The organism is Tepidiphilus baoligensis, assembly GCF_012911495.1.
Lineage (GTDB): Bacteria > Pseudomonadota > Gammaproteobacteria > Burkholderiales > Rhodocyclaceae > Tepidiphilus > Tepidiphilus olei.
On the sequence record NZ_JAAAUB010000001.1, the window covers coordinates 141,680 to 162,225 of the forward strand.

General features: G+C 66.7%; 14 protein-coding genes. 4 read left to right on the top strand and 10 right to left on the bottom strand.

All coding sequences use genetic code 11. The features are described from left to right. The first annotated feature begins 3 nt into the window (after positions 1-3). On the top strand, positions 4-1,176 hold the full coding sequence (mnmA, locus tag GV368_RS00740; RefSeq protein ID WP_169114633.1) for a tRNA 2-thiouridine(34) synthase MnmA: 1,173 nt from the start codon (positions 4-6) through the stop codon (positions 1,174-1,176). Here mnmA and GV368_RS00745 read toward each other — a convergent pair. From GV368_RS00745 to glnE, 6 genes are all read right to left on the bottom strand, one after another. Beyond that, positions 1,136-1,786, bottom strand: coding sequence for a DUF2238 domain-containing protein (locus GV368_RS00745; RefSeq protein ID WP_169114635.1), 651 nt, complete (start codon positions 1,784-1,786; stop codon positions 1,136-1,138). The genes mnmA and GV368_RS00745 overlap by 41 nt on opposite strands. A 167-nt stretch (positions 1,787-1,953) precedes the next feature. Beyond that, positions 1,954-2,892, bottom strand: coding sequence for a hypothetical protein (locus GV368_RS00750; RefSeq protein ID WP_169114637.1), 939 nt, complete (start codon positions 2,890-2,892; stop codon positions 1,954-1,956). A gap of 279 nt (positions 2,893-3,171) precedes the next feature. Then, a complete protein-coding gene (locus tag GV368_RS00755; protein ID WP_169114639.1) occupies positions 3,172-4,866 on the bottom strand; it encodes a methyl-accepting chemotaxis protein in 1,695 nt (564 codons plus the stop codon). A 168-nt stretch (positions 4,867-5,034) separates the two neighbouring features. After that, positions 5,035-5,490 (bottom strand): SixA phosphatase family protein, encoded by a 456-nt coding sequence (locus GV368_RS00760; RefSeq protein ID WP_169114641.1) that lies wholly within the window; start codon positions 5,488-5,490, stop codon positions 5,035-5,037. A 5-nt stretch (positions 5,491-5,495) separates the two neighbouring features. After that, the gene (locus GV368_RS00765; protein WP_169114643.1) at positions 5,496-6,989 is read right to left on the bottom strand and encodes a CYTH and CHAD domain-containing protein; all 1,494 of its coding nucleotides are present in this window, start codon (positions 6,987-6,989) and stop codon (positions 5,496-5,498) included. A 16-nt stretch (positions 6,990-7,005) separates the two neighbouring features. Continuing rightward, positions 7,006-9,681, bottom strand: a complete 2,676-nt coding sequence (gene glnE, locus GV368_RS00770; protein ID WP_169114645.1) for a bifunctional [glutamate--ammonia ligase]-adenylyl-L-tyrosine phosphorylase/[glutamate--ammonia-ligase] adenylyltransferase — start codon at positions 9,679-9,681, stop codon at positions 7,006-7,008. A 79-nt stretch (positions 9,682-9,760) separates the two neighbouring features. Between glnE and GV368_RS00775 the strand changes: the two genes are divergently transcribed. From GV368_RS00775 to tldD, 3 genes are read left to right on the top strand one after another with little or no spacing between them, the layout of a single operon-like run. Next, positions 9,761-13,063, top strand: a complete 3,303-nt coding sequence (locus tag GV368_RS00775; protein WP_169114647.1) for a YhdP family phospholipid transporter — start codon at positions 9,761-9,763, stop codon at positions 13,061-13,063. Continuing rightward, entirely contained in the window at positions 13,060-13,908 is an 849-nt protein-coding gene (locus tag GV368_RS00780; protein WP_206673177.1) for a carbon-nitrogen hydrolase family protein, read from the top strand. The genes GV368_RS00775 and GV368_RS00780 overlap by 4 nt, the downstream gene beginning before the upstream one ends. 5 nt (positions 13,909-13,913) lie before the next feature. Then, the gene (tldD, locus tag GV368_RS00785) at positions 13,914-15,374 is read left to right on the top strand and encodes a metalloprotease TldD (RefSeq protein ID WP_169114975.1); all 1,461 of its coding nucleotides are present in this window, start codon (positions 13,914-13,916) and stop codon (positions 15,372-15,374) included. On the opposite strand, the gene GV368_RS00790 is transcribed toward tldD, so the two are convergent. The 4 genes from GV368_RS00790 to GV368_RS00805 all read right to left on the bottom strand — a co-directional run bounded on the left by GV368_RS00790 (position 15,349) and on the right by GV368_RS00805 (position 20,516). Then, on the bottom strand, positions 15,349-16,005 hold the full coding sequence (locus tag GV368_RS00790; protein ID WP_169114977.1) for a lytic transglycosylase domain-containing protein: 657 nt from the start codon (positions 16,003-16,005) through the stop codon (positions 15,349-15,351). The genes tldD and GV368_RS00790 overlap by 26 nt on opposite strands. 93 nt (positions 16,006-16,098) lie before the next feature. After that, positions 16,099-17,826 (bottom strand): proline--tRNA ligase, encoded by a 1,728-nt coding sequence (locus tag GV368_RS00795; protein ID WP_169114649.1) that lies wholly within the window; start codon positions 17,824-17,826, stop codon positions 16,099-16,101. Beyond that, entirely contained in the window at positions 17,823-19,082 is a 1,260-nt protein-coding gene (locus GV368_RS00800; RefSeq protein WP_169114651.1) for an acetate/propionate family kinase, read from the bottom strand. Before GV368_RS00800 ends, GV368_RS00795 begins: the two co-directional genes overlap by 4 nt. An 18-nt stretch (positions 19,083-19,100) precedes the next feature. After that, positions 19,101-20,516 (bottom strand): bifunctional enoyl-CoA hydratase/phosphate acetyltransferase, encoded by a 1,416-nt coding sequence (locus GV368_RS00805; RefSeq protein WP_169114653.1) that lies wholly within the window; start codon positions 20,514-20,516, stop codon positions 19,101-19,103. Positions 20,517-20,546: the final 30 nt, after the last annotated feature.

Here is a 20,546-nt window from a genome sequence, read left to right on the forward strand (position 1 = left end):
GTGATGGAGCAACTCGATTGGGATGCGATCGGCGTCGAGCCGGGCGAAGGGCGCCACGTGGTGGTGGGGCTCTCGGGCGGGGTGGATTCGTCGGTGGCGGCCTGGATTCTGAAGGAGCGCGGCTGGCGTGTGACGGGCGTGTTCATGAAGAATTGGGAAGACGATGACGACGAGGAATATTGCTCCACGCGCCAGGATCTGATCGACGTGGTGAGCGTGTGCGACCTGCTGGGCGTCGAGCTGGAAGTCGTCAATTTCGCCAAGGAATACAAGGAGCGGGTCTTCTCGGAATTCCTCGCCGAATACGCGGCGGGGCGCACGCCCAATCCGGACGTGCTGTGCAACGCCGAGATCAAGTTCGCCTGTTTCCTCGATCACGCCATGGCGCTGGGGGCCGAGCGCATCGCCACGGGGCATTACGCGCAGGTGCGGCGCTGGGAGGACGAGGAGGGGGTGACGTATCAGCTCTTGAAGGCCGAAGACGGTACGAAGGATCAGAGCTATTTTCTCTACCGGCTCGATCAGGCGCAGCTTTCGCGTTCGATGTTTCCGCTGGGGCGGCTCTACAAGCGCGAGGTGCGCGGGATCGCGCGGGCGCTGGAGCTGCCGGTGGCGGAGAAGAAGGATTCGACGGGGATCTGTTTCATCGGCGAGCGGCCGTTTCGCGAGTTCCTGCAGCGCTACCTGCCGGCGCGCCCGGGCGAGATCCGCTCGCTCGACGACGGGCGCGTGCTGGGCACGCACCAGGGGGTGATGTACTACACGCTGGGGCAACGCAAGGGCTTGGGCATCGGCGGGGTCAAGGGCGGCGAGGATCCTGCGGAGCACGAGGCGTGGTACGTGGCGGCCAAGGACGTGGCCGCGAACGTGCTCTACGTGGTGCAGGGGCGGGCGCACCCGGCGCTGTGGCACGACCGGCTCACGGCGGTGCGCTGCCACTGGATCTCGGGCCGGGCACCGCACACGCAGTGGGTGTATACGGCCAAACCCCGCTATCGTTCTGCCGATGCGCCCTGCGACATCGAGCGGGTGGAAGGTGAGCGCGCCGAGATCGTGTTCGCCCAGCCGCAGTGGGCGCTCACGCCGGGGCAGAGCGTGGTGGTGTATGAGTCGCGCGTGTGCCTGGGCGGGGGGATCATCGAGACGGTGGGACGGCAGGATCCGACTGAACGGTGAGGGTGGATATCTGCCGACGGTGCAGCCTATCACTGAGCGGGAGGATCGAGATGGCGGCGATCAGCGCGGTAGCCATGTCCCATTGGGTGTCCCAGATGTCGCCCTGCATGGCGAGGAAGTGTTCGGCTTCGGCACCGTAGGCCATGGCTGCGCCCCATTCGAGGAGTTCATAGAAAGCGCTGAAGGCGAGCGCCACCGTCACGGCGAGAAACTGTTGCCAGCCCTTGCCGTGCACGATGGCCAGGCGTACGAACAGCTCGCGGGCGAGCAGCGCCGGCGTGATGCCCTGCAGGAAATGGCCTATGCGGTCGTAGGGGTTTCGTTCCAGCGCGAGGAGTTCCTCGAGCCAGGATCCGATAGGGGTCTGGGAATAAGTGTAGTGGGCGCCCACGAGCAGGAAGACCATATGGATCGCGGTGACCCCATAGAGCAGCGGCGTGAGGGGGAAGCGCCGGCCGGTGGCTAGCAGCAGCGGCAGCGCGAGCACGACCGGCATGGCTTCGAGCCACCAGGTGAGGCGATCGGCAGGTTCGTGCCATGACCATGCGAGCACCGGCAGGACGATGAGCAGGAGCGCGATGAGGGGCTTGGGAAGAATCGAAGTGCTCATTTCCGGGTGTTCCCTGTAGGCGGCTCGAATAAGCTGCTGCGCGGTTGTATGGTGGCGTTCTCCGGGGTTCGGACGCTCGTCTCGCTGTGTGATCGACGTCATCTTCCGTGCACCGGATGCCTTGCCCTGCAGCCGCAGGCAACGGCTTTTCGTGGTGCCCGGTTGTTTCAGGCGACCAGCCGGTGCCGGGTGATGGCAAGCGCTCCCGTGGCGAAGTGCTCGCAGCGGGCGATGTAGTTCTGGGTGCTCTTGGGCATGGGCGTTCGGGCGCGGGTGATGTGGCCGATGAGTTCCTTGCCGTCGAGGATGAGGCGCTCGCCATCGGTGATGAGCAGCAGCTCGTCGCGTGAGGGGGGGGTGGAGAGCTTGGGTTTGTAGTTGGCGAGATTTTCGCCGGCGACGACGAAGTCGGCCCAGACGTCGAAGATTTCCTTGTCGGTGCGCAGCGTTTCGGTCTTGACTTTGGCGGCGCGGGCATAGGCTTCGACGTAGGGCGTGACGCCCTGGAAGAAAGGGTGGTGTCCGATGGTGGCGGACATCACTTGAGCGATCCGGTCGATGTCGCGCATCGACCAGGCGATTTTGAGGTAGCGGCTCTCGTAGAAGTCTTCGATCGGGATGGAAAAGGCGCGGAAGGGTTCGCCCCAGAGTTCGTCGATCCCTTCTTCGCCGCTGCGGTGCAATACGAGCCGCCCCAGGGAGAGGGCTTCCTGCAGGCAGCGGCCGCATTCGCGCATCAGTTCGTTGTTGGGGGTGATCTTGACGCCGAGCTCTTCGAGCTCGGTGAGCTTGGTGAAGATGTCGGTGGCGCGGTTGAAGAGCGCGCCGGCGAGCATCGCGCCCTTGACGCGCTTCTTCTGCGGGTCGGTTTCCGCCTGATAGGCGGCGCGGGCTTCGTCGAGCCGTTTGCCGGGGATGTTGAGGCCGTGTTCGACGTGGTTGAAGAGGCGCCGGGTGAGGGCGGCGATGAGGGTGCGCTTGGCCTGGATCGTGTCTTTGGGGATGGGGTAGGTCTTGATCCAGTAGCCGTCGTAATAGACCCGTTCGACGCCGTCGATGACGCGCCGCGTGCCGTTGGGCGGAGGAGTGGTGCTGTCGAGGGCCATCGTCGTAAGTCGTTTCCGGAAAAGGGGAAGTGTAATGCTGCGATTGGTGCGCCGCAATAGGGGGGATTGCCTTCGCGTGTCAGAGGGTGGAGGAACCGGTTCCTGACCCGCTACGGCCGTGCCGTCGGCGACGAAGCGCTTTGCTGGGAAGGTGTGAGAGCGAGCGCCTGCGCACATCCCCACCGATGCCGCCTTCTACGAGGCCAGGACCTGTGGCCGGAATCGGGGGATTCCGGCCGGGTATGAGCGAGGGGGAAAAGTGGCCATGAAGATAAGAGATCAAAGTCGGAACCGGGCGATGACGGCTTCGACTTCTTGCGCAAGCCGCTCCAGGTCGCTTGCCGCCTGGGCGATGCGCTCGGTTTCCTGGCGGGTTTGCTCTACCGAATCGGCTGTGCGTTCGATATTGTGTGCAACTTGAGCGCTCGCTGCCCGTTGTTCCTGTAAGGCCGCGGAGATGTCGCGAATTGCCTCGAGCACTTTTTGCGTTCCTTCGCGGATACCGTGCATGGTCTCGCCCACCTGGAGCGTTAGGCCAACGCCCTGCTCGACGCGTTGAGTGCCGTGTTCCATGCCGGCAACGGCCTTGCTTGTGCCTTCTTGCAAGGCGCTGATCATCTGGGTGATTTCCGCCGTGGCGACCGAGGTGCGTTCAGCGAGCTTTCGCACCTCGTCGGCGACCACGGCAAAGCCGCGCCCCGATTCTCCGGCGCGCGCCGCCTCAATCGCCGCGTTCAAGGCGAGCAAGTTCGTTTGATCCGCAATCTCGGAGATGGTGTTGACCACGGAGGAGATTTCCGTGGAACGCTCGCCAAGCGTCGCGATCTGTTGCGCCGTCTCCCGGACTTCCTGAACGATACCCCGCATCTCTTCGATGGCCCTGCCGATGGAGTCCTCGCCTTCCGTGGCGAGGCGCTGCCATTCATGGGCAATCTGGACCGTTTCATCGGCGCTGGTGGCAATTTGGTCGATGCTGGCGGTGAGCTGTTCGACGGCGCTCGCCATCGAGGTGCTCGCCTCGCTTTGCTCGGTCGCGCGTCGCGCAAGCGTTTCGGTCGATTGGGCGATCGACGCGCTGGAGCTGAAGACGGCATGGGCACCGCGGGAGACTGCGCCCAGTGCCTGGCGAAAAGCGCCCATCATGGTATTGAACGCGCGGGCGATCGCCCCGAGTTCGTCATCCTGCCGGATCGGCGCCTGTACCGTCAGATCGTTGTTGCGTTCGGCGGTAACGAGGGCTGTCTGCAAGGCGGAAAGTGGGGCGAGGATGGTGCGGCTGACGGCCCACATCCCCACGCCCAGCAGCAGGGCGATCAGTGCGATCAGGCCGCCGAGGCGTAGCGCTTGCTGCCAGAACAGAGCATCGACGTCGTCGATGTAGATGCCGCTGCCGATCATCCACTGCCAGGGTTCGAATCGTTTGACGAAGGAGAGCTTGGGATAACGCTCTTGCGTGACGCCGCCATCGGCAAGAGGCTTGGGCCAGAGATAGCCGACGTAGCCTTCGCCGCTGCGGCTGGCGACTTCCACGGCGGCGACGAAAAGATTTTTCTTCCCGTCTGTGCGCTCGATGGGTGCGTCGATTCCTGCCTGTTGCATCGTGGCGCAGTTGAACCGTTCATCGGAAAGTTCCTTGCCATTGAGCGAGGGAACGGTCGGGTGCATGATCATGCGCGGAAAGGGGCGACCGAGATCGTTGATCCAAAAGTATTCGGTGCCGCGGTAGCGCATGCGCGAGATCGTCTCGGCTGCCGCGCGCTGGGCGCTTGCCTCATCGAGCGCGCCCGAGCGCTGTAGTTCATAGTAATGCTGTAAAACCGAGTGGGCGCTTTCGACGAGATGGCGAACTTCGGCTCTGCGATCTTCGATGAGCGCGGTGCGGTGGAAACCCAGCGCCACTGCTGCGACGACGAGCAGGCCGATGAGGGTGGCGACCGTCAGGGATTGCAGTTTGATGCGGATCGAAATCGCCATCGCGAATCCACAAAATTATTGGATTAACGGATTATATGAGTTTTTTACACGCGTGCAATCCCCTTATGCGGGGACGGGAAAAGAGAGATGCTTCCCGCCGCCCGGAGAGGAGGACGGGCGGCGGCGCAAGTAGGTATCGATAGGGAAGGGGGAGGGGTTAGTGGCGCTTCAGTCGAGCAGTTCCGCATCGAGCACGACGCGCAGCACCGTCTCGACGTGGCCGTGGCGTTGGCGGCGTTTGAACCACCACAGGGCGCTGCGCCGGATCGACCAGGTGCTGTGCTGGCCGGCGAGGACGAGCGCGGCGATGCCGCCGAGGGTGGGTTGGTGGCCGACGATGAGGGTGGGGCGTTCGAGCTCGGGCCAGCCGATGGCGGCGAGCACGGCCAGGGGCGCGGCGCCGGGGGCGGCTTCGGGCAGGAGTTCGTAGTCCTTGGTCCAGGCTTCGAGCGTTTCACGGGCGCGGCGCGCGGGGCTGCAGCAGCGGCGCAGGTCTTCGGGGGCGTGCCGTTCCAGCCAGCGGGCGATGCGCTTGGCCTGGCGGTGGCCGTGTTCGGTGAGGGGGCGGGCGAGGTCGTCGTGCCCGTCCTGGGCTTCGGCGTGGCGCCAGAGAAGGAGGTCCATGTGCGTCATCCGGTGAGGTCGTCTTCGAGCCAGTCTTCGAGGTTGCCGAGGATCTCGGCAGAGTTACGGGCGATGCGCTCGTGGTGCCAGGCGAGCAGTACGGCGGCGGCGAGCCGCTCGTCGGGATGGCGTTTTTGCCGCTGGGTGAGCATGTCTTGCGCCGCGTGCCAATCTTGGGCGTGGCCGAGCACGTCGAGGGCCCGTTTGAGCCGGACGAGCGCTCGGGCGGTGGTCTTGCCTCGCCACAGGGATTGAAAGAATTCTAGCCCATAGCGCAGCTTTTTGAGGGCGATGCGCAGCCGATGTTTTGTTTCGGGCGAAGGCTCGGCGAGGTGGGCGGCGAACCGCCGGCGGGCTTTCTTGCGTAGCGCTGCGACCCGGTCGCGGGCGAAGTGGCGCAGGTCGCTGGCGCGGATGAGGGCGTTGCCGGGCAGCGCCTCGAGCGCAGCGAGGAAGTCGAGGAGCACCCGTCCGTGGCGGCCGGGGTCGAGCCGGCCGCTGCGGCGGCGCAATTTGTCGCGCTCGCCGGAGAGCCGCGCCGCGAGTTCGGCGAGCGCTTCGCGTTCGACGGGGCAGCGTTCGAGGGCGGGGGCGAGCAGCTCGTCGAGGAGCACGTCGAGGTCGCGTACCTGCCCCAGCTCGGTGGCGAGCTCGCCGAGTCGGGTTCGCCACTCGTCGGCGAATTCAGGGCCGGTGACCGGCTCGAAGATCTGCAGCAGCGCCCTTAGCCGGCGCAGCGCGACGCGGATCTGGTGCAGGTATTCGGGGTCGTGGCGGTAGGGCAGCAGCGCCAGGTTGCCGCTCCAGTGGGCGAGCACTTCGTCGGCGAGCGTGCGCAGCGCCGCGAGGGGGTCGTCCTTGGGATCGAGCTCGACTTCCGTGGCTTTGACGGGGGCGGCCCAGGTGCCGGCGGCGAGCTGGCGTGCGCGTTCGGCTTTACTGAGGTTTTCGGGCCATAGCGAGAGGTCTTGGGCCAATGCGCGGGCGAGTGCGAGGAGTTCGATGGCGGGGACGTCGTAGGCCTCGAGTTCGAGCTCGTGGAGGGGAAGATGAGCCGTTCCGGCTTCCAGCCGGCCGAGGTCGAGCGCGATCTCGATGTGTCCCTCGCCGTAGGGGAGTTCCCAGAGTTCGCGGCGAAAGCGGGTGCGAAAGCGTGGTTCGAGGTGCTCGCGCACTTTTTCCAGGCGCTCGCGTACGGCGTCGTCTTCGACGAAGGCGAAGTCGAACGTGCCCGGCCAGGGAGCTTCCCATTCATTGCGCGAGGAGAGCCCGCCGCGGCTGGGGGCGGCGGTCTTGACCGTGAGTAAGGTGCGTCTGGCCATTCGGCGCAGGCGCAGCGCGATGCCGTGGCGCGCGAGGGTCTCGTCTTCGGTATCGTAATAGGTGCTGTCGACGCGCACCGGGGGATGGTGGCGCGCCGTCGCGAGCAGGGGGTGGGCGCGCAGCTTCGGCAGATCGCCGCGGCGGATTCCGAGCTTGAGTTCGGTTTCGACGGCCATGTCTGCTCCTCGTGCATCAGGTGAAAATTTGCCGCCATAGGGCGATGATGGGCTCGCGCAGGGCCGCGGCTTCGCCTTCGGGGACGACGGCCGGAAGTTCGTCGAGGCGTTGGCGGTGCTGCAGCCGACGCAGTTCGCGATAGGCGTCGGCGACCTGCCGGGCGAGCGTGGCGTCGATGAGCCCCAAGTCTGCCGCACAGCGTAGCAGGGCGATGTTACCAGTGTTCGCGGTGAGTTCGGGGTGTTCGTGGGCGTGCGCGAGCACGAGGTATTGCACGAGGAATTCGACGTCGATGAGTCCGCCCGGGTCGTGTTTGAGGTGAAAGAGGCGGGGACGGGAGGGGTGGGCGTCGCGCATCTTTTGCCGCATGGCGAGCACTTCTTCCCTGAGCTTGGCAGGATCGCGCGGCAGGCAGAGGATTTCGCGGCGGATGGCTTCGAAGCGCGCGCCGAGTTCGGGGTCGCCGGCGCAGAAGCGGGCGCGGGTGAGCGCTTGGTGTTCCCAGGTCCAGGCTTTCTCGCGTTGATAGCGATGGAAGCCTTCGAGCGGCGTGACGGGGAGTCCGGCCTCGCCGTCGGGCCGCAGGCGCAGGTCGACTTCATAGAGGATGCCGGCGGCGGTGCGGGTGGAGAGCCAGGTGTTGATGCGCTGGGCGTAGCGGGTGTAGGTTTCGAGTGCGTCGGGGTGGGGGTCGTCGAAGAGGTAGACGAGGTCGAGATCGGAGACGTAACCCAGCTCCTTGCTGCCGAGTTTGCCATAGGCGATCACGGCGAAACGCGGGGTGTCGGTGTGGCGGCGGCGCAGCTTGCGCCAGACGTAGCGCAGGGTGAGGTTGAGCAGCGTGTCGGCGAGCGCCGAGAGGTGGTCCGAGAGGCGCTCCACGGTGAGTCGCCCGGCGAGGTCGCGCATGAGCAGGCGAAAGGCTTGGGCATGGTGGTGTTCGCGCATCAGGTCCATTTGGCGTTCGGCATCGGGTTCGAGGGCATCGAGCAGGCGCTCGAGCTCGTGCGCGAAGGTGGGCCAGTCGGGTTCTTCGTCGAGGTGGCGCTCGTCGAGGATTTCGTCGAGCAGAATGGGGTGGCGCGTGAGGTAGGTGGCGGCCTGGCGCGCCGCGCCGACGAGCTCGGCCACGCGCCGCAGTGCCTGCGGGTATTCCTGCAGTAGCGAGAGGTAGGCGCTGCGCCGGCCGATGGCCTCGAAGAGTTCGAGGAGGCGCTCGAGCACCTCGTCGCGTTTGGGGTGCGTGGCGGCGATGTCGATGGCGCGTGGCAGCAGGGCGTCGAGCCGGTTGCGGTCGGCGGCGGTGAGCGCCCGGGTGCGCGGCGAAGTGCGGAAGGCGTCGATGCGTCGGGCGAGCTCCTGGGGCCGAGCGAAGCCGCGTTCTTGCAGACAGTGTTCGAGTTCGTCGACGGCGGCACTGAGTACCGGTACGGCTACGGTGGTGCTTCGCGCTTCTTGCCCGAATACGTGCGTGGATTCGGCGGCGACGCGCTCACGGTGGCGCCGTAATTCGCGCTCGAAGCTGGGCCAGTCGGGGTGGCCCATGGCTTGGGCGAGCAGCAGGCGCTGGGTGTCGTCGCGCGGCAGGCGATGGGTCTGTGCGTCTTCCCAGTATTGCAGGCGGTGTTCGACGCGACGCAGGAAGACGTAAGCTTCGTCGAGGGCCGCGGCGGTCTCGGCGGGCAGGATGTCGCGTTCGGCGAGCCGACGCAGGACCTGGCGCGTGGGGCGGATCTGGAGTGCGGGGTCGCGGCCGCCGCGGATGAGCTGATGCACCTGGGCGATGAACTCGATCTCGCGGATGCCACCAGGACCGAGCTTGACGTCGTCGAGCCGATCCTGCCGCATCACTTCGTGGCGGATCTGGGCGTGCAGCGCCCGCATGGCTTCGATCGCGCCGTAGTCGAGATATTTGCGAAAGACGAAAGGGCGCACGAGGGATTCGAGTTCCTGCCAGCGCTCGCCGCGCAGCACCCGCCCCTTGATCCAGGCATAGCGTTCCCATTCCCGCCCCTGGGTGAGGAGGTAGTCTTCGAGCATGTCGAAGGAACACACGAGCGGTCCGGAGTCGCCGTGCGGACGCAGGCGCATGTCGACGCGAAAGACGAATCCGTCGGCGGTGGGGGCGCCGAGGAGGTGGATGATGCGCCGGCCGAGCCGCTCGAAGAACTCGAAATTGCTGAGGATTTTCGGGCCGGCGGTGTCGCCGTCTTCGGGGTAGAGGAAGACGAGGTCGATGTCGGAGGAGACGTTGAGTTCGCGCCCGCCGAGCTTGCCCATGCCGACGACGAGGAGTTCCTGTTCCCAGCCGGAGGGGGAGAGGGGGCGGCCGTGGCGTTCGATGAGACGCTCGAAGGCATGGTCGTGGGCGGTCTCCAGGGCGACTTCGGCCAGCGTGGTCATGGTGCCGGTGACTTCGTCGAGGTCGGCGCGGCCAGCGAGATCGCGCAGGGCGACGTGCGCCAGAACTCGGGTGCGTAGCCGGCGCAGGGCGGATTCCAGCCGTTCGTCGGGGTCAAACGGCAGCGGACCGGGCAGATCGGCAAGGAACGTCTGCATCGCCTCGCGGTCGATGGGGAGGTCGAGCGTGGCGGCGAGCCGTTCCGTGAGCCAGGGACGGGATTCGAGCAGACGCGCGAGGAAGGGGCTGTAACGGAGGGTTTCGGCGTAAGGAGCGGGCAGGGTCGGCATGACAGGCTCGGGGTGGGCGTCCGTTACAATGCGGGCTCGTCCATTGTAATGTAATGCGTCGTGGAGGGTTCGGGGGTTGATGAGCGCAACGGTGGGGCGCAGGCTGGGGATCGCGGCGGCGATGATCCTAGGCGTTGCGGCGGTGCTGATGGTGATGCTGCTCGCGGCGTTGCGGTTCTGGCTGTGGCCGGAGCTCGACCTGTGGCGCGAGGCGCTGGTGCGCGAACTCTCGGCGCGCAGCGGGATGGAGGTCTCGATCGGCCGCCTGGAAGGGCAGTGGGACGGCTGGTGGCCGGTGGCGGTGGCAAGCGAGGTGCAAGTGCGTACCGGCGAAGCCGAGGCGTCGCTGCCGCTCGTGCGGGTGACCCTGGGCGGGGGATGGGCGGCCTGGCGCGCCGGCAAAGGGGTGGTTCAGGTGCTCGTACCCGCGGCTCGGGTGCGGGTGGACGATGCGGCGGCACTGGAGCAGCGGCTGCGTTCCGGCGGTTCCACGCCCTCGGCCGGTTTGCCGACCGGGGTGAGCATCGAAGTGGGCGAGGCGCAGCTCGTTTGGCGGCGCGATGGCAATGAGGCGCAGGCTCGAGGGGCGCTCACCCTGGCGATGGGGGTGTGGGGCTGGCAGGCGGGGTTCGAGGGCGAAGCGCCGGGCGCGGTGCGGCATGCGGTGGTGCTGCTCTCCGGTTCGCGCCTGGGTCGGGTGGAGGCGCATTTCGACCTGAAGGAGATCGGCGGTGAGTCGCTCGCGCTGTGGTGGCCGCAGGCGGCGAGTCTGCGGCCGCAGGGGTCGGTCTCCGGCGTGGTGGTCTCGAGTGGCAAGAGCCTGCATTCGCTCGACCTCGCCTTGGACGAGGTGGGCTGGGCGGCGGTGGGCGATTCCTTCGGCGTGCGTGGGGTGAGCGGGCACATCGCCGGGGATCGTTCGGGCGGCGAGTTCGCGGTGTCGATCGCGCAGGGGGCGATGAGCTGGCCGGCGGTGTGGCCACAGCTCGCGACGGTGGCGGTGCCCGAGGGGGTGCTCCGGGGGCGTTGGGCGTACGATGGCAACGGCTACGATCTGACGTTCGAAGAAGGGCGGCTGCGGACCGAGGATTTCACGGCGCAGTTGTCTGGTCACTATCGGCTGGCGCGCACCGGCGACGTGGCCGATTTGCAAGGATCGCTCGACGAGGTGGTGCTCGACCGGCTGGTGCGCTATTTACCCGGGAGGGCGGTGGGGCCGCACGTGCAGGAGTGGCTACACGATGCCCTGGTGGCCGGCAAGCTCTCGGCCGTGGAGTTCCGCTTGCGCGGGCCGCTCGCCGACTTCCCGTTTCGCGATAACGGGGGGGAGTTCTGGCTGCGCCTGCCGCTCGACGGGGTGACGCTGCGTTTCGCGTCGCAGTGGCCGGAATTCGAGCAGGTGAAGGGGGTGGTGACGTTCGATCGCGGGGTGGTGGCGATCGAGGTAAGCCAGGCGCGGGCGCAGGGCGTGCAGTTCGGTCCGGTTCGCGCACGCATCCCGCTATTCGACGCGGAGATCCCGGTATTGACGGTGGAGGGTGAGGCCGAGGGACCGTGGCCGGCTTTCCTACGCTATGCTGCAGCCAGTCCTTTGCGCGAAGAACTGCCACTCATGGCCCTGGAAACGGTGCAGCTGGAGGCGAAGGCGGCGCTACGCTTGGCGCTGACCTTGCCGCTCGCCGGCGATCTGGTGCACGGGGTGAGCGGGACGCTGACGTTTTCCGAGGGGCGGATCCCGGCGCAAGTAACCGGCTGGCCGATCGAGCAGATTCGCGGCGAAGTGGTGTTCGACGGGCATGGCGTGCGTTCGGCCCAGGCCGAGGGCAAGTGGTGGAATGCGCCGGTGACGGCGAAATGGCTCGGAGGCGATCCGCCGAAACTCAGCGTGCAAGGGTCGTTTTCGGCGGCTCAGCTCTCGGCCGTGTTCGGCAAACTGCCGCTGTCGGGGTCGACGGCGGTGAGCGGAACGATGACTTTTGCCAAGGATGGGCCGGAGCTGGTGCTCACTTCCGATCTCTCGGGCATGGGCTCGGATCTGCCACCGCCGCTGGACAAGGCCGCGGGGGCGCGTTGGCCGAGCCGGGCGGAATTCGCGTTCTTGCCCTCGGGCATGGAGGCAAAGGTGCAGCTGGGAGAGCGCCTGCGTTTCGTGCGTGCCCGCGACGGCGCCTGGGCTGCAGTGGTGGGCACGGTGGATGCGCCGCCCGCTCCACGCAAGGGAGGACGCCTACGGTTTGCTGCCCCCGAGCTCGATCTGGATCGCTGGCTGGCGGTGGTCGAGGGCATCGGCGATGGGGCTGAGGGAACGGCGTTCGTCGCGCTAGAGGTGGATACGGCACGGGCGCGTTTCCTTGCGCGGAATTGGCATCGGGTGCGTGTGCAGGGCGAGAACGAGGGACCGGTCTGGTCGCTGGCGGTGGCTGCGGACGAAGCCCAGGGCAACGTGCATGTGACCTTGGGTAAGGGGGGAGCGGAACGCGTCGAAGGGCGGTTTGCGAAGTTGATGATGCCGGAGGTGACCGAGGGACAGAGCCTGCCACAGGAAGGGCATTTGCCGGCGTTCGACCTCACCGTCGATCGATTCGGGGTGGGCGACCGTTGGTTGGGGGCACTGACCTTGCAGGCGAGTCTCGCGCCGGGCAGATGGTCGCTCGATGCGCTCACGCTCGCCGTGCCCTCGGTATTTCGCATCGAGGCGAGTGGGATGTGGCGCGACGGTGCCCGATCCCTGACCGAGCTGAAGACCACGATGATCATCGACGATGCGGGCAAGACGGTGCGGCATTGGTTCGATACGGGGGGGCTCGTTGGCGGCAAAGGTCGGGTGACGGCGCAGTGGCGTTGGCCGGGGTTGCCCCTCGAATTCGATCTGTATCGACTCGGGGGCAGTGGAACGATCGAGATCACGAATGGTCGCTTCGAGGAGATCGAACCGGGCGTGGGGCGCCTGCTCGGCATCCTTAGCCTGCAGAGTTTGCCACGGCGCTTGTTGCTCGATTTTGGTGACGTCTTCGTGGAAGGCATGGCGTTCGACCGGCTCTTCGGTACTTTTGCCATGAACGAAGGGTACTTGACCACGGGAGATCTGCGCATTTCGGCGCCCAGTGCCACGGTGGAGATCGTCGGTCTGGTGGACTTGCGCCAGCAGACCCAAGAGCTGGAAGTCACGGTTCGCCCGCGTTTGTCGGATAGCGCGGCGGTGGCCGTGGGGATCGCCAACCCGATTGCCGGAGCGCTGGCTTTCATCGGCCAGAAAATCTTGGGGGATCCCTTCGGGCGGATCCTGGGGCGGCGCTTCCACGTGAGTGGGCCATGGACCGCGCCCGAAGTGAAACCGCTGGAGCCGCCGGTCTCCGTGAATGGAGAGGAGAGAACACCATGAAGATGGGCCGAAGCGATGCGTGTTTGATGGTGGCTGCCGTGCAGATGGTCTCGACGCCGCGCGTGGCGGACAATTTGGCCGCCGCCGAGCGGCTGCTGGAACTGGCGGCCGACAGCGGGGCGAGGCTGGTGGTATTGCCGGAGTATTTCGCGCTCATCTCGGCCGATGCGCGGGAGAAAGTGCGCCTGCGCGAGCGTTTCGGCGCCGGGCCGCTGCAGGAGTGGCTGGCGCGGCAGGCGGCGCGTCTGGGGATATGGCTGGTGGGCGGCACGGTGCCGCTGGAAGCGGACGTGCCCGACAAGGTGCGCAACGCCTGCCTCGTTCATGCGCCAGATGGGCGGTGCGTGGCGCGCTACGACAAGATCCACCTCTTCGGCCTGCGCCACGGAGAGGAAGTCTACGATGAGGGAGAGACGATCGAGCCGGGCGAGGCGGTGGTCACCGTCGACATCGAAGGCTGGACGGTGGGGTTGTCCATCTGCTACGACTTGCGTTTCCCTGAACTCTACCGCGCCATGGGGCTCGTGGATCTCATCGTGCTGCCGGCGGCTTTCACCTGGACGACTGGGCGGGCGCACTGGGAAGTGTTGTTGCGCGCCCGGGCGATCGAGAATCAGTGCTACGTGCTCGCGGCGGCCCAAGGCGGACGGCACGAGGCGGGACGGCGCACGTGGGGGGATTCGCTGCTTGTCGACCCCTGGGGGGAGGTGCGCGTGCGGTTGGCCGAAGGCGAGGGCGTGGTGCGGGGAACGCTGCAGCGTGCGCGCATCGACGAGATCCGCGCCAGGCTGCCGGCGTGGCGGCATCGACGTGAAAAGGAATTCATCAGGAGCGTATGCGCATGAAGGCGATGGCAGAGAGGAAGGAAGAAAAGGTGGACGCACTGGCGCTGGCCGAAGAGCGGCTGCTCGCGGCCAACGGCTTGACGCTGGAGGACGTGTCTTCGACCTTGTCGCAGGTGCAGTCTCATGCGGTCGACGAGGCGGACGTGTATTTCCAGCTGCGCCATGTGGAGGGTTGGTCCCTCGAAGAGGGCATCGTGAAGTCGGGGTCTTTTTCCATCGAGCAGGGCGTGGGCGTGCGGGCGATCGCCGGGGAAAAACAGGCGCTCGCTTATACCGACGACCTGCGGCCGGCTTCGCTCCTGGAGGCGGCGCGCACCGTGCGCGCGGTCGCCGCGCTCGGGCAGGAGCGGCGGGTGGACCTATGCCGCGGCGCACTGCCGCCGGCGCGCTACCCGGCCGTCGATCCGGTGGGAACCTTGCCGGCGCCGGAAAAGGTGCGGCTGTTGGAGTGGCTGGAAGCGAAGGCGCGGGCCCTGGATCCCCGCGTCGAACAGGTGATGGCGGGGTTGGCGGCCTCGTGGGAGACGGTGCTCATCGCCCGCAGCGACGGAACGCTCGCCGCCGACTTGCGCCCGCTCGTGCGTTTGTCGCTCACCGTCATCATGTCGCAGGACGGTCGGCGCGAGAGCGGCTCGAGCGGCATGGGGGGGCGCTATGGTCTTACCGCGTTCGACGAGGCGGCGCTCGAGCGTCTTGCCCGCGAAGCGGTGCATCAGGCGCGGGTCAATCTGGAGGCGAGACCGGCTCCGGCCGGCGTCTTCACCGTGGTGCTCGGGCCCGGCTGGCCGGGGGTGTTGCTGCACGAGGCGGTCGGTCATGGCCTGGAGGGGGATTTCAACCGCAAGGGGACTTCGGCCTATAGCGGGCGCATCGGCGAGCGGGTGGCCGCGGCGGGCGTGACGGTGGTCGACGACGGGACTTTGCCCTTGCGCCGGGGCTCGCTCACCCTCGACGACGAGGGGACGCCCACCCAGCCGACCGTGCTCATCGAGGATGGTATCCTCGTCGGGTACATGCAGGACCGGCTCAATGCCCGCTTGATGGGCATGAAACCCACCGGCAACGGGCGGCGCGAGTCCTACGCCTACGGACCGATGCCCAGGATGACGAACACCTACATGTTGGCCGGGTCGCACGAGCCCGAAGAGATCCTCGCCTCGGTCGAGCGCGGCATCTACGCGGTCAATTTCGGCGGGGGACAGGTCGACATCACTTCCGGCAAATTCGTCTTTTCCATGTCGGAGGCCTACTGGGTCGAGGATGGGAAAGTGTGCTACCCCATCAAGGGGGCGACCTTGATCGGCAGTGGTCCCGAGGTGATGCAGCGTGTGTCGATGATCGGCACCGATCTCGCCCTCGATCCGGGCATCGGTACCTGCGGCAAGGACGGGCAGAGCGTGCCGGTGGGCGTGGGGCAACCGACGCTGCGCGTCGACGGCATCACCGTCGGAGGGACGCAGGGCTGAGCTCGGGCTGGCGGTACTTGCGCCAGTTCGCCAGTACCGCATTGGGGTACTCCGGTCGCCCCAGGCTGCCGTTGTAGCGCCCCAGCGCGCGGTAGAGGTCGCCTTTTTCGAGATCGAGATAGTGGCGCAGGATGGTGCAGCCGTAGCGCAGGTTGGTGCGCAGATGGAAGAGGTTGTGCTGCGGCGTGCCGATGAGCCCGACCCAGAAAGGCATCACCTGCATGTAGCCGCGTGCCCCGGCAGTGGAGACGGCGTATTTGCGAAAACCGCTCTCGACCTCGATGAGGCCGAGTACCAGCTCCGGGTCGAGGCCGGCGCGAGCGGATTCATAGTAGATCGTGGCGAGCAGCTCTTCGCGCTCGGCCGGGTCGGGGACGCGGCGGGTGAGCCGCTCGCTCTGCGCGTCGATCCAGCGGGCCGCGAGCGGGTCGCGGCGGATTCGCTCGGGGTCGACGGGTGCATCGGCGACGATGGCCGAGAGCGCCTCGCGCACGCTGTCGGCGAGCGGCTCGTAGATCTGAGCGCCTGCCTGCGTCGTGGCGGGAGCAAGCGCGGCGAGCAGGAGCGCCGCCGCAAGCAGGAATCGGGCGGCGGACTGGGGTAAAAAGCGCGAGCGGTACGACGTCTGCATCATGGATATCGGATTCTTGCCAAATACGTCTACCCACGGGTGGGCAAGGGCGAGGACAGGGCTTGGCGTGGCCCGTTCGGCGCTGCCCCGAAATCACCCCAGCGGTTTTTTCTCGGCGTTGATCGAGGCCGCGAGTTCGGCCACGACCTCGCCGATGGGGAGCGTGCGCGCTTCGCGTTCGCGGCGGTGCTGCACTTCGTAGCGACCCGCGGCGAGCCCTCGCTCGCTCACCACCACCCGCCAGGGCACGCCGACGAGTTCCCAGTCGGCGAACATGGCGCCGGGACGCTCGTTGCGATCGTCGAGCACGACGTCGAGGCCGGCGGCGAGACAGTCGCGGTAGATCGCTTCGGCCGCTTCCGCCACCATGGGGGATTTGGCCGCGCCGATGGGACAGATGACGACTTCGAAAGGGGCGATGGCCGCAGGCCAGAGGATGCCGCGCTCGTCGTGGTTCTGTTCGATTGCCGCGCCCAGGATGCGGGAGACGCCGATGCCGTAGCAGCCCATCTCCATCGGGCGCTCACGCCCCTCGGCGTCGAGGAAGGTGCAGTGCATCGCCTCGGAATACTTCGTGCGCAGCTGGAAGATGTGCCCCACTTCGATGCCGCGGCAGATCTCGAGCGTGCCCTTGCCGTCGGGCGAAGGGTCGCCGGCGACGACGTTGCGCAGGTCGGCCACTTCCGGCTCGGGGAAGTCGCGGCCGAGGTTGGCGCCGGTGTAGTGGTGCTCGTCCTCGTTGGCTCCGATCACGAAGTCGGCCATCTTTGCCACGGTACGGTCGGCGATGATTCGGCCAGGGAACCCGATGGGCCCCAGCGAACCCGGCCCGGCGCCGAAGGTAGCGCGGATGGCGGCCTCGTCGGCGAAGGTGAGCGGGTTCTTGATGCCGGGGAGTTTCTGCGCCTTGATCTCGTTGAGTTCATGATCGCCGCGCAACAGCAGCAGCACCGGTGCACCGTCTTCGCCCTCGACGACGATCGCCTTGACGGTGCGCTCGATGGGGATGTGGAGAAAGTCGACCAGATCAGCGATGGTCTTCACCCCGGGGGTGTGCACCTTGACGAGCGGCTCGCGCGGCTCGGGGCGGGGGCCGGGCGGGGGCAGTGCTTCGGCGAGCTCCACGTTGGCCGCGTAGCTCGAGGCGGGGCAATAGGCGATGTCGTCTTCGCCGGTGTCGGCGATGACGTGGAATTCGTGCGAGCCGGTGCCGCCGATCGAACCCGTGTCGGCCGCCACGGCACGGAACTTCAGCCCGAGCCGGGTGAAGATCCGCGTGTAGGTGTCGTACATGTTGCGGTATTCGCGCTCGAGATCGGTGAAATCGGCATGAAACGAGTAACCGTCTTTCATGATGAATTCGCGCGCGCGCATCACGCCGAAGCGCGGGCGGATCTCGTCGCGGAACTTGGTCTGGATCTGGTAGAAGTGCCGGGGCAGCTGGCGGTAACTCTTGAGGTCGCGGCGCACGAGGTCGGTGATGACTTCTTCGTGCGTGGGGCCGAGCACGAAGTCACGCTCGTGCCGGTCCTTGAATCGCAGCAATTCCGGGCCATAGTGTTCCCAACGCCCGGATTCTTGCCACAGCTCGGCCGGTTGCACCACCGGCAGGAGCACCTCGACGGCGCCGGCACGGTTCATCTCTTCGCGCACGATGGCTTCGACCTTGCGCAGACTGCGCAAACCCAAAGGGAGCCAAGAATAGATGCCGGCGGCGATGCGCCGGATCATGCCGGCGCGGATCATGAGTTTCTGGCTGACGATCTCGGCGTCGGCCGGGGCTTCCTTGAGCGTGACGAGGTGGGCGTGGCTGGCTTTCATCGGTTCGCATCGACGGCTGGAGGATTGGCGGCGATTGTAGCAGAGCCTTCCCGCCGCAGGACTTCCAGGGTATAGCGCGCGATCATCGCTTCTTCGTTGGTGGGTACCACGGCAAGGGCCACGCGGCTATCCGGCGCGTCGATGCGCCCGGCGATGCCGGCGATACGCTCGTTCACCTGGGGATCGAGCACGGCGCCGAGCCAGTCGAGCCGTTCGATCACGCGCGCGCGCACCGGCGCGGCATGCTCGCCGATGCCGGCAGTGAAGACGAGCGCGTCGAGCCCGCCGAGGGCGGCCGCGAGCGACCCGATCTCGCGTACCAGGCGGTAGCAGAAGAGCTCGACCGCTTCCCTGGCGTGCGGATCGTCGCTCGCGAGCAGCTCCCGCATGTCCTGGCTGATGCCGGATACGCCCAGCAGCCCCGATTCCTTGTAGAGCATGTGATCGACCTGGGTGACGCTCATGCCGCCGTATTCGATGAGGTGCAGCACGAGGCCGGGATCGATGCTGCCGCTGCGCGTGCCCATCATCAGCCCGTCGATGGTGGTGAATCCCATGGTGGTGGCCACGCTCTTGCCTTCGCGCAGGGCGCACAGCGAGGCGCCGTTGCCCAGGTGGGCAATGATCACCCGTCCCTTGGCACGCTCGGGGCCCAGGACTTCGGGCAGGCGACGGCTGACGTAATCGTAGGAGAGGCCGTGAAAGCCGTAGCGCCGTATGCCCTCGTCGAAGAGCTTTCGCGGTAGAGGAAACATCTGGGCGAGTTTTGGCTGGGTGGTGTGGAAGGCCGTGTCGAAGCAGCCGACCTGGACCCAATCGGCGCGTCGTTCGAGCATGCGTTTGATCGGGCGCAGGTTGTGCGGCTGGTGCAGCGGGGCGAGCGGTACGAGTTGCTCCAGCTCCGTGACCATTTCGGGCGTGAGCCGCACGGGTTCGTGGAAGCGCGCTCCGCCGTGGACGATGCGATGCCCCGTGGCGAGGATCTTCACGTCGTCGACGTGGGTGCTTAGCCAGTCGACGAGGTGGGTGAACGCGTCTTCATGTTGCTGGTCGAGCGAGCCTGTCAGAGAAAGCGCGACCGTTTCGCTGGGGTTTTTGCCGCGGCGCACCCGCCAGCGGGGATGGGCCGTGCCGATGCCGTCGATCTGACCCCATACGTGGGGCGTTTCGACGATGGCGTCATCCTCGACGAGAAAGAGGGAGAATTTGACACTGCTCGAGCCGGCGTTGAGCGTGAGAAGGGCGGGGCGTCGCATGGGATACCTCGGAGTCGGTCAGGAGGGAAGGCCGGTAGTGCGCTTGGCGTGCGCGAGCACCTGGGCCACCGCGCAGGAAGCAGCGCGCGTCTCGGGCGTGTCGGCGCGGCTGGTGAGCACGATGGGGACCTTGGCTCCCAGCACGATGCCAGCCATCAGGGCATTGGCGAGGTATTCGAGCTGCTTGGCGATCATGTTGCCGGCTTCCAGATCGGGGACGACGAGGATGTCTGCATTGCCCGCCACCGCCGAGCGGATGCCCTTGATGCGGGCGGCGACCTGCGAGATGGCGTTGTCGAACGCGAGCGGCCCGTCGAGCAGCCCCCCCTTGATCTGCCCACGGTCGGCCATCTTGCACAGGGCGGCGGCGTCGATCGTCGAGCGGATCTTCGAGGTGACGGTCTCCACCGCCGAGAGGATGGCGACTTTCGGCTCGGCGATACCCAGCGCATGGGCGAGATCGATGGCGTTCTGCACGATGTCGACTTTTTCTTCCAGCGTGGGCTCGATGTTGACGGCGGCGTCGGTGATCATCAGCGGCCGGGGATAGGTGGGAACGTCGGCGAGGAAGACATGGCTGATGCGCCGCGCGGTACGCAGCCCCGTGTCACGCTGCACCACCGCCGCCATGAGCTCGTCGGTGTGCAGCGACCCTTTCATGAGGGCCTCGGCCTTGCCCTCGCGGCACAGCTGGACGGCGACCTCGGCCGAAGCGTGCGAATGCGGCGTGTCGATGATCTGTAGTTCCGAGAGGTCGGCGCCCAGTGCCTGCGCGGCAGCGAGGATTTTCGCTTTGGGGCCGACGAGGATGGGGCGGATGATGCCGGCTTGCATCGCTTCGAGCGCGCCCCCGAGCGAGGGCTCGTCGCACGGATGCGCCACGGCCACCGTGATGGGCTCGAGCCCCTTCACCCGCGACATGATCTGGCGGTAACGCAATGCCTTGTCGGTGACCGAAATCTCGGGCAGATGCAGCTTGGCGCAGCGGATCTTCTCCGTGGGGGCGATGACCTCGGCGATGCCATCGATTACCTTGAGCCCGTCTTGATTGACGGCCAGACATTCGAAGACGACGTGGTGGTTCTGCGGATTCTTTTCCTTGACGGTGACGCTGGCGGTGAGCGTATCCCCCACGGCGATGGGGCGATGGAAACGCAGATCCTGGCGCACGTAGACGGTTCCGGGGCCGGGGAGCTGGTTGCCCAGAAGGGCCGAGAAGAGCGCTCCGCCCCACATGGAATGGCCGACCACCTCGTGCGTGGGCCCCTTTTTGGCGAACTCGGGATCGAGGTGGGTGGGGTTGACGTCGCCGGAGATGGCCGCGAACAGGGGGATGTCCTGCGGGCGCAGCGTGCGCGTCATCTGCGCCGTCTGGCCGATCTGGATTTCGTCGAAAGGGTGATTCTCGATGTATTCGGTGGCAAGCGAGGTCATGCGCGGGGCTCCGTTTTTTTGCTCTGCACC

What these genes read in the sequence shown, in the direction of transcription:
- mnmA (WP_169114633.1), top strand. Translation starts at nt 4, where the DNA reads ATGGAGCAACTCGATTGGGATGCGATCGGCGTCGAGCCGGGCGAAGGG.
- GV368_RS00745 (WP_169114635.1), bottom strand. Translation starts at nt 1,786, where the DNA reads ATGAGCACTTCGATTCTTCCCAAGCCCCTCATCGCGCTCCTGCTCATC.
- GV368_RS00750 (WP_169114637.1), bottom strand. Translation starts at nt 2,892, where the DNA reads ATGGCCCTCGACAGCACCACTCCTCCGCCCAACGGCACGCGGCGCGTC.
- GV368_RS00755 (WP_169114639.1), bottom strand. Translation starts at nt 4,866, where the DNA reads ATGGCGATTTCGATCCGCATCAAACTGCAATCCCTGACGGTCGCCACC.
- GV368_RS00760 (WP_169114641.1), bottom strand. Translation starts at nt 5,490, where the DNA reads ATGGACCTCCTTCTCTGGCGCCACGCCGAAGCCCAGGACGGGCACGAC.
- GV368_RS00765 (WP_169114643.1), bottom strand. Translation starts at nt 6,989, where the DNA reads ATGGCCGTCGAAACCGAACTCAAGCTCGGAATCCGCCGCGGCGATCTG.
- glnE (WP_169114645.1), bottom strand. Translation starts at nt 9,681, where the DNA reads ATGCCGACCCTGCCCGCTCCTTACGCCGAAACCCTCCGTTACAGCCCC.
- GV368_RS00775 (WP_169114647.1), top strand. Translation starts at nt 9,761, where the DNA reads ATGAGCGCAACGGTGGGGCGCAGGCTGGGGATCGCGGCGGCGATGATC.
- GV368_RS00780 (WP_206673177.1), top strand. Translation starts at nt 13,060, where the DNA reads ATGAAGATGGGCCGAAGCGATGCGTGTTTGATGGTGGCTGCCGTGCAG.
- tldD (WP_169114975.1), top strand. Translation starts at nt 13,914, where the DNA reads ATGGCAGAGAGGAAGGAAGAAAAGGTGGACGCACTGGCGCTGGCCGAA.
- GV368_RS00790 (WP_169114977.1), bottom strand. Translation starts at nt 16,005, where the DNA reads ATGCAGACGTCGTACCGCTCGCGCTTTTTACCCCAGTCCGCCGCCCGA.
- GV368_RS00795 (WP_169114649.1), bottom strand. Translation starts at nt 17,826, where the DNA reads ATGAAAGCCAGCCACGCCCACCTCGTCACGCTCAAGGAAGCCCCGGCC.
- GV368_RS00800 (WP_169114651.1), bottom strand. Translation starts at nt 19,082, where the DNA reads ATGCGACGCCCCGCCCTTCTCACGCTCAACGCCGGCTCGAGCAGTGTC.
- GV368_RS00805 (WP_169114653.1), bottom strand. Translation starts at nt 20,516, where the DNA reads ATGACCTCGCTTGCCACCGAATACATCGAGAATCACCCTTTCGACGAA.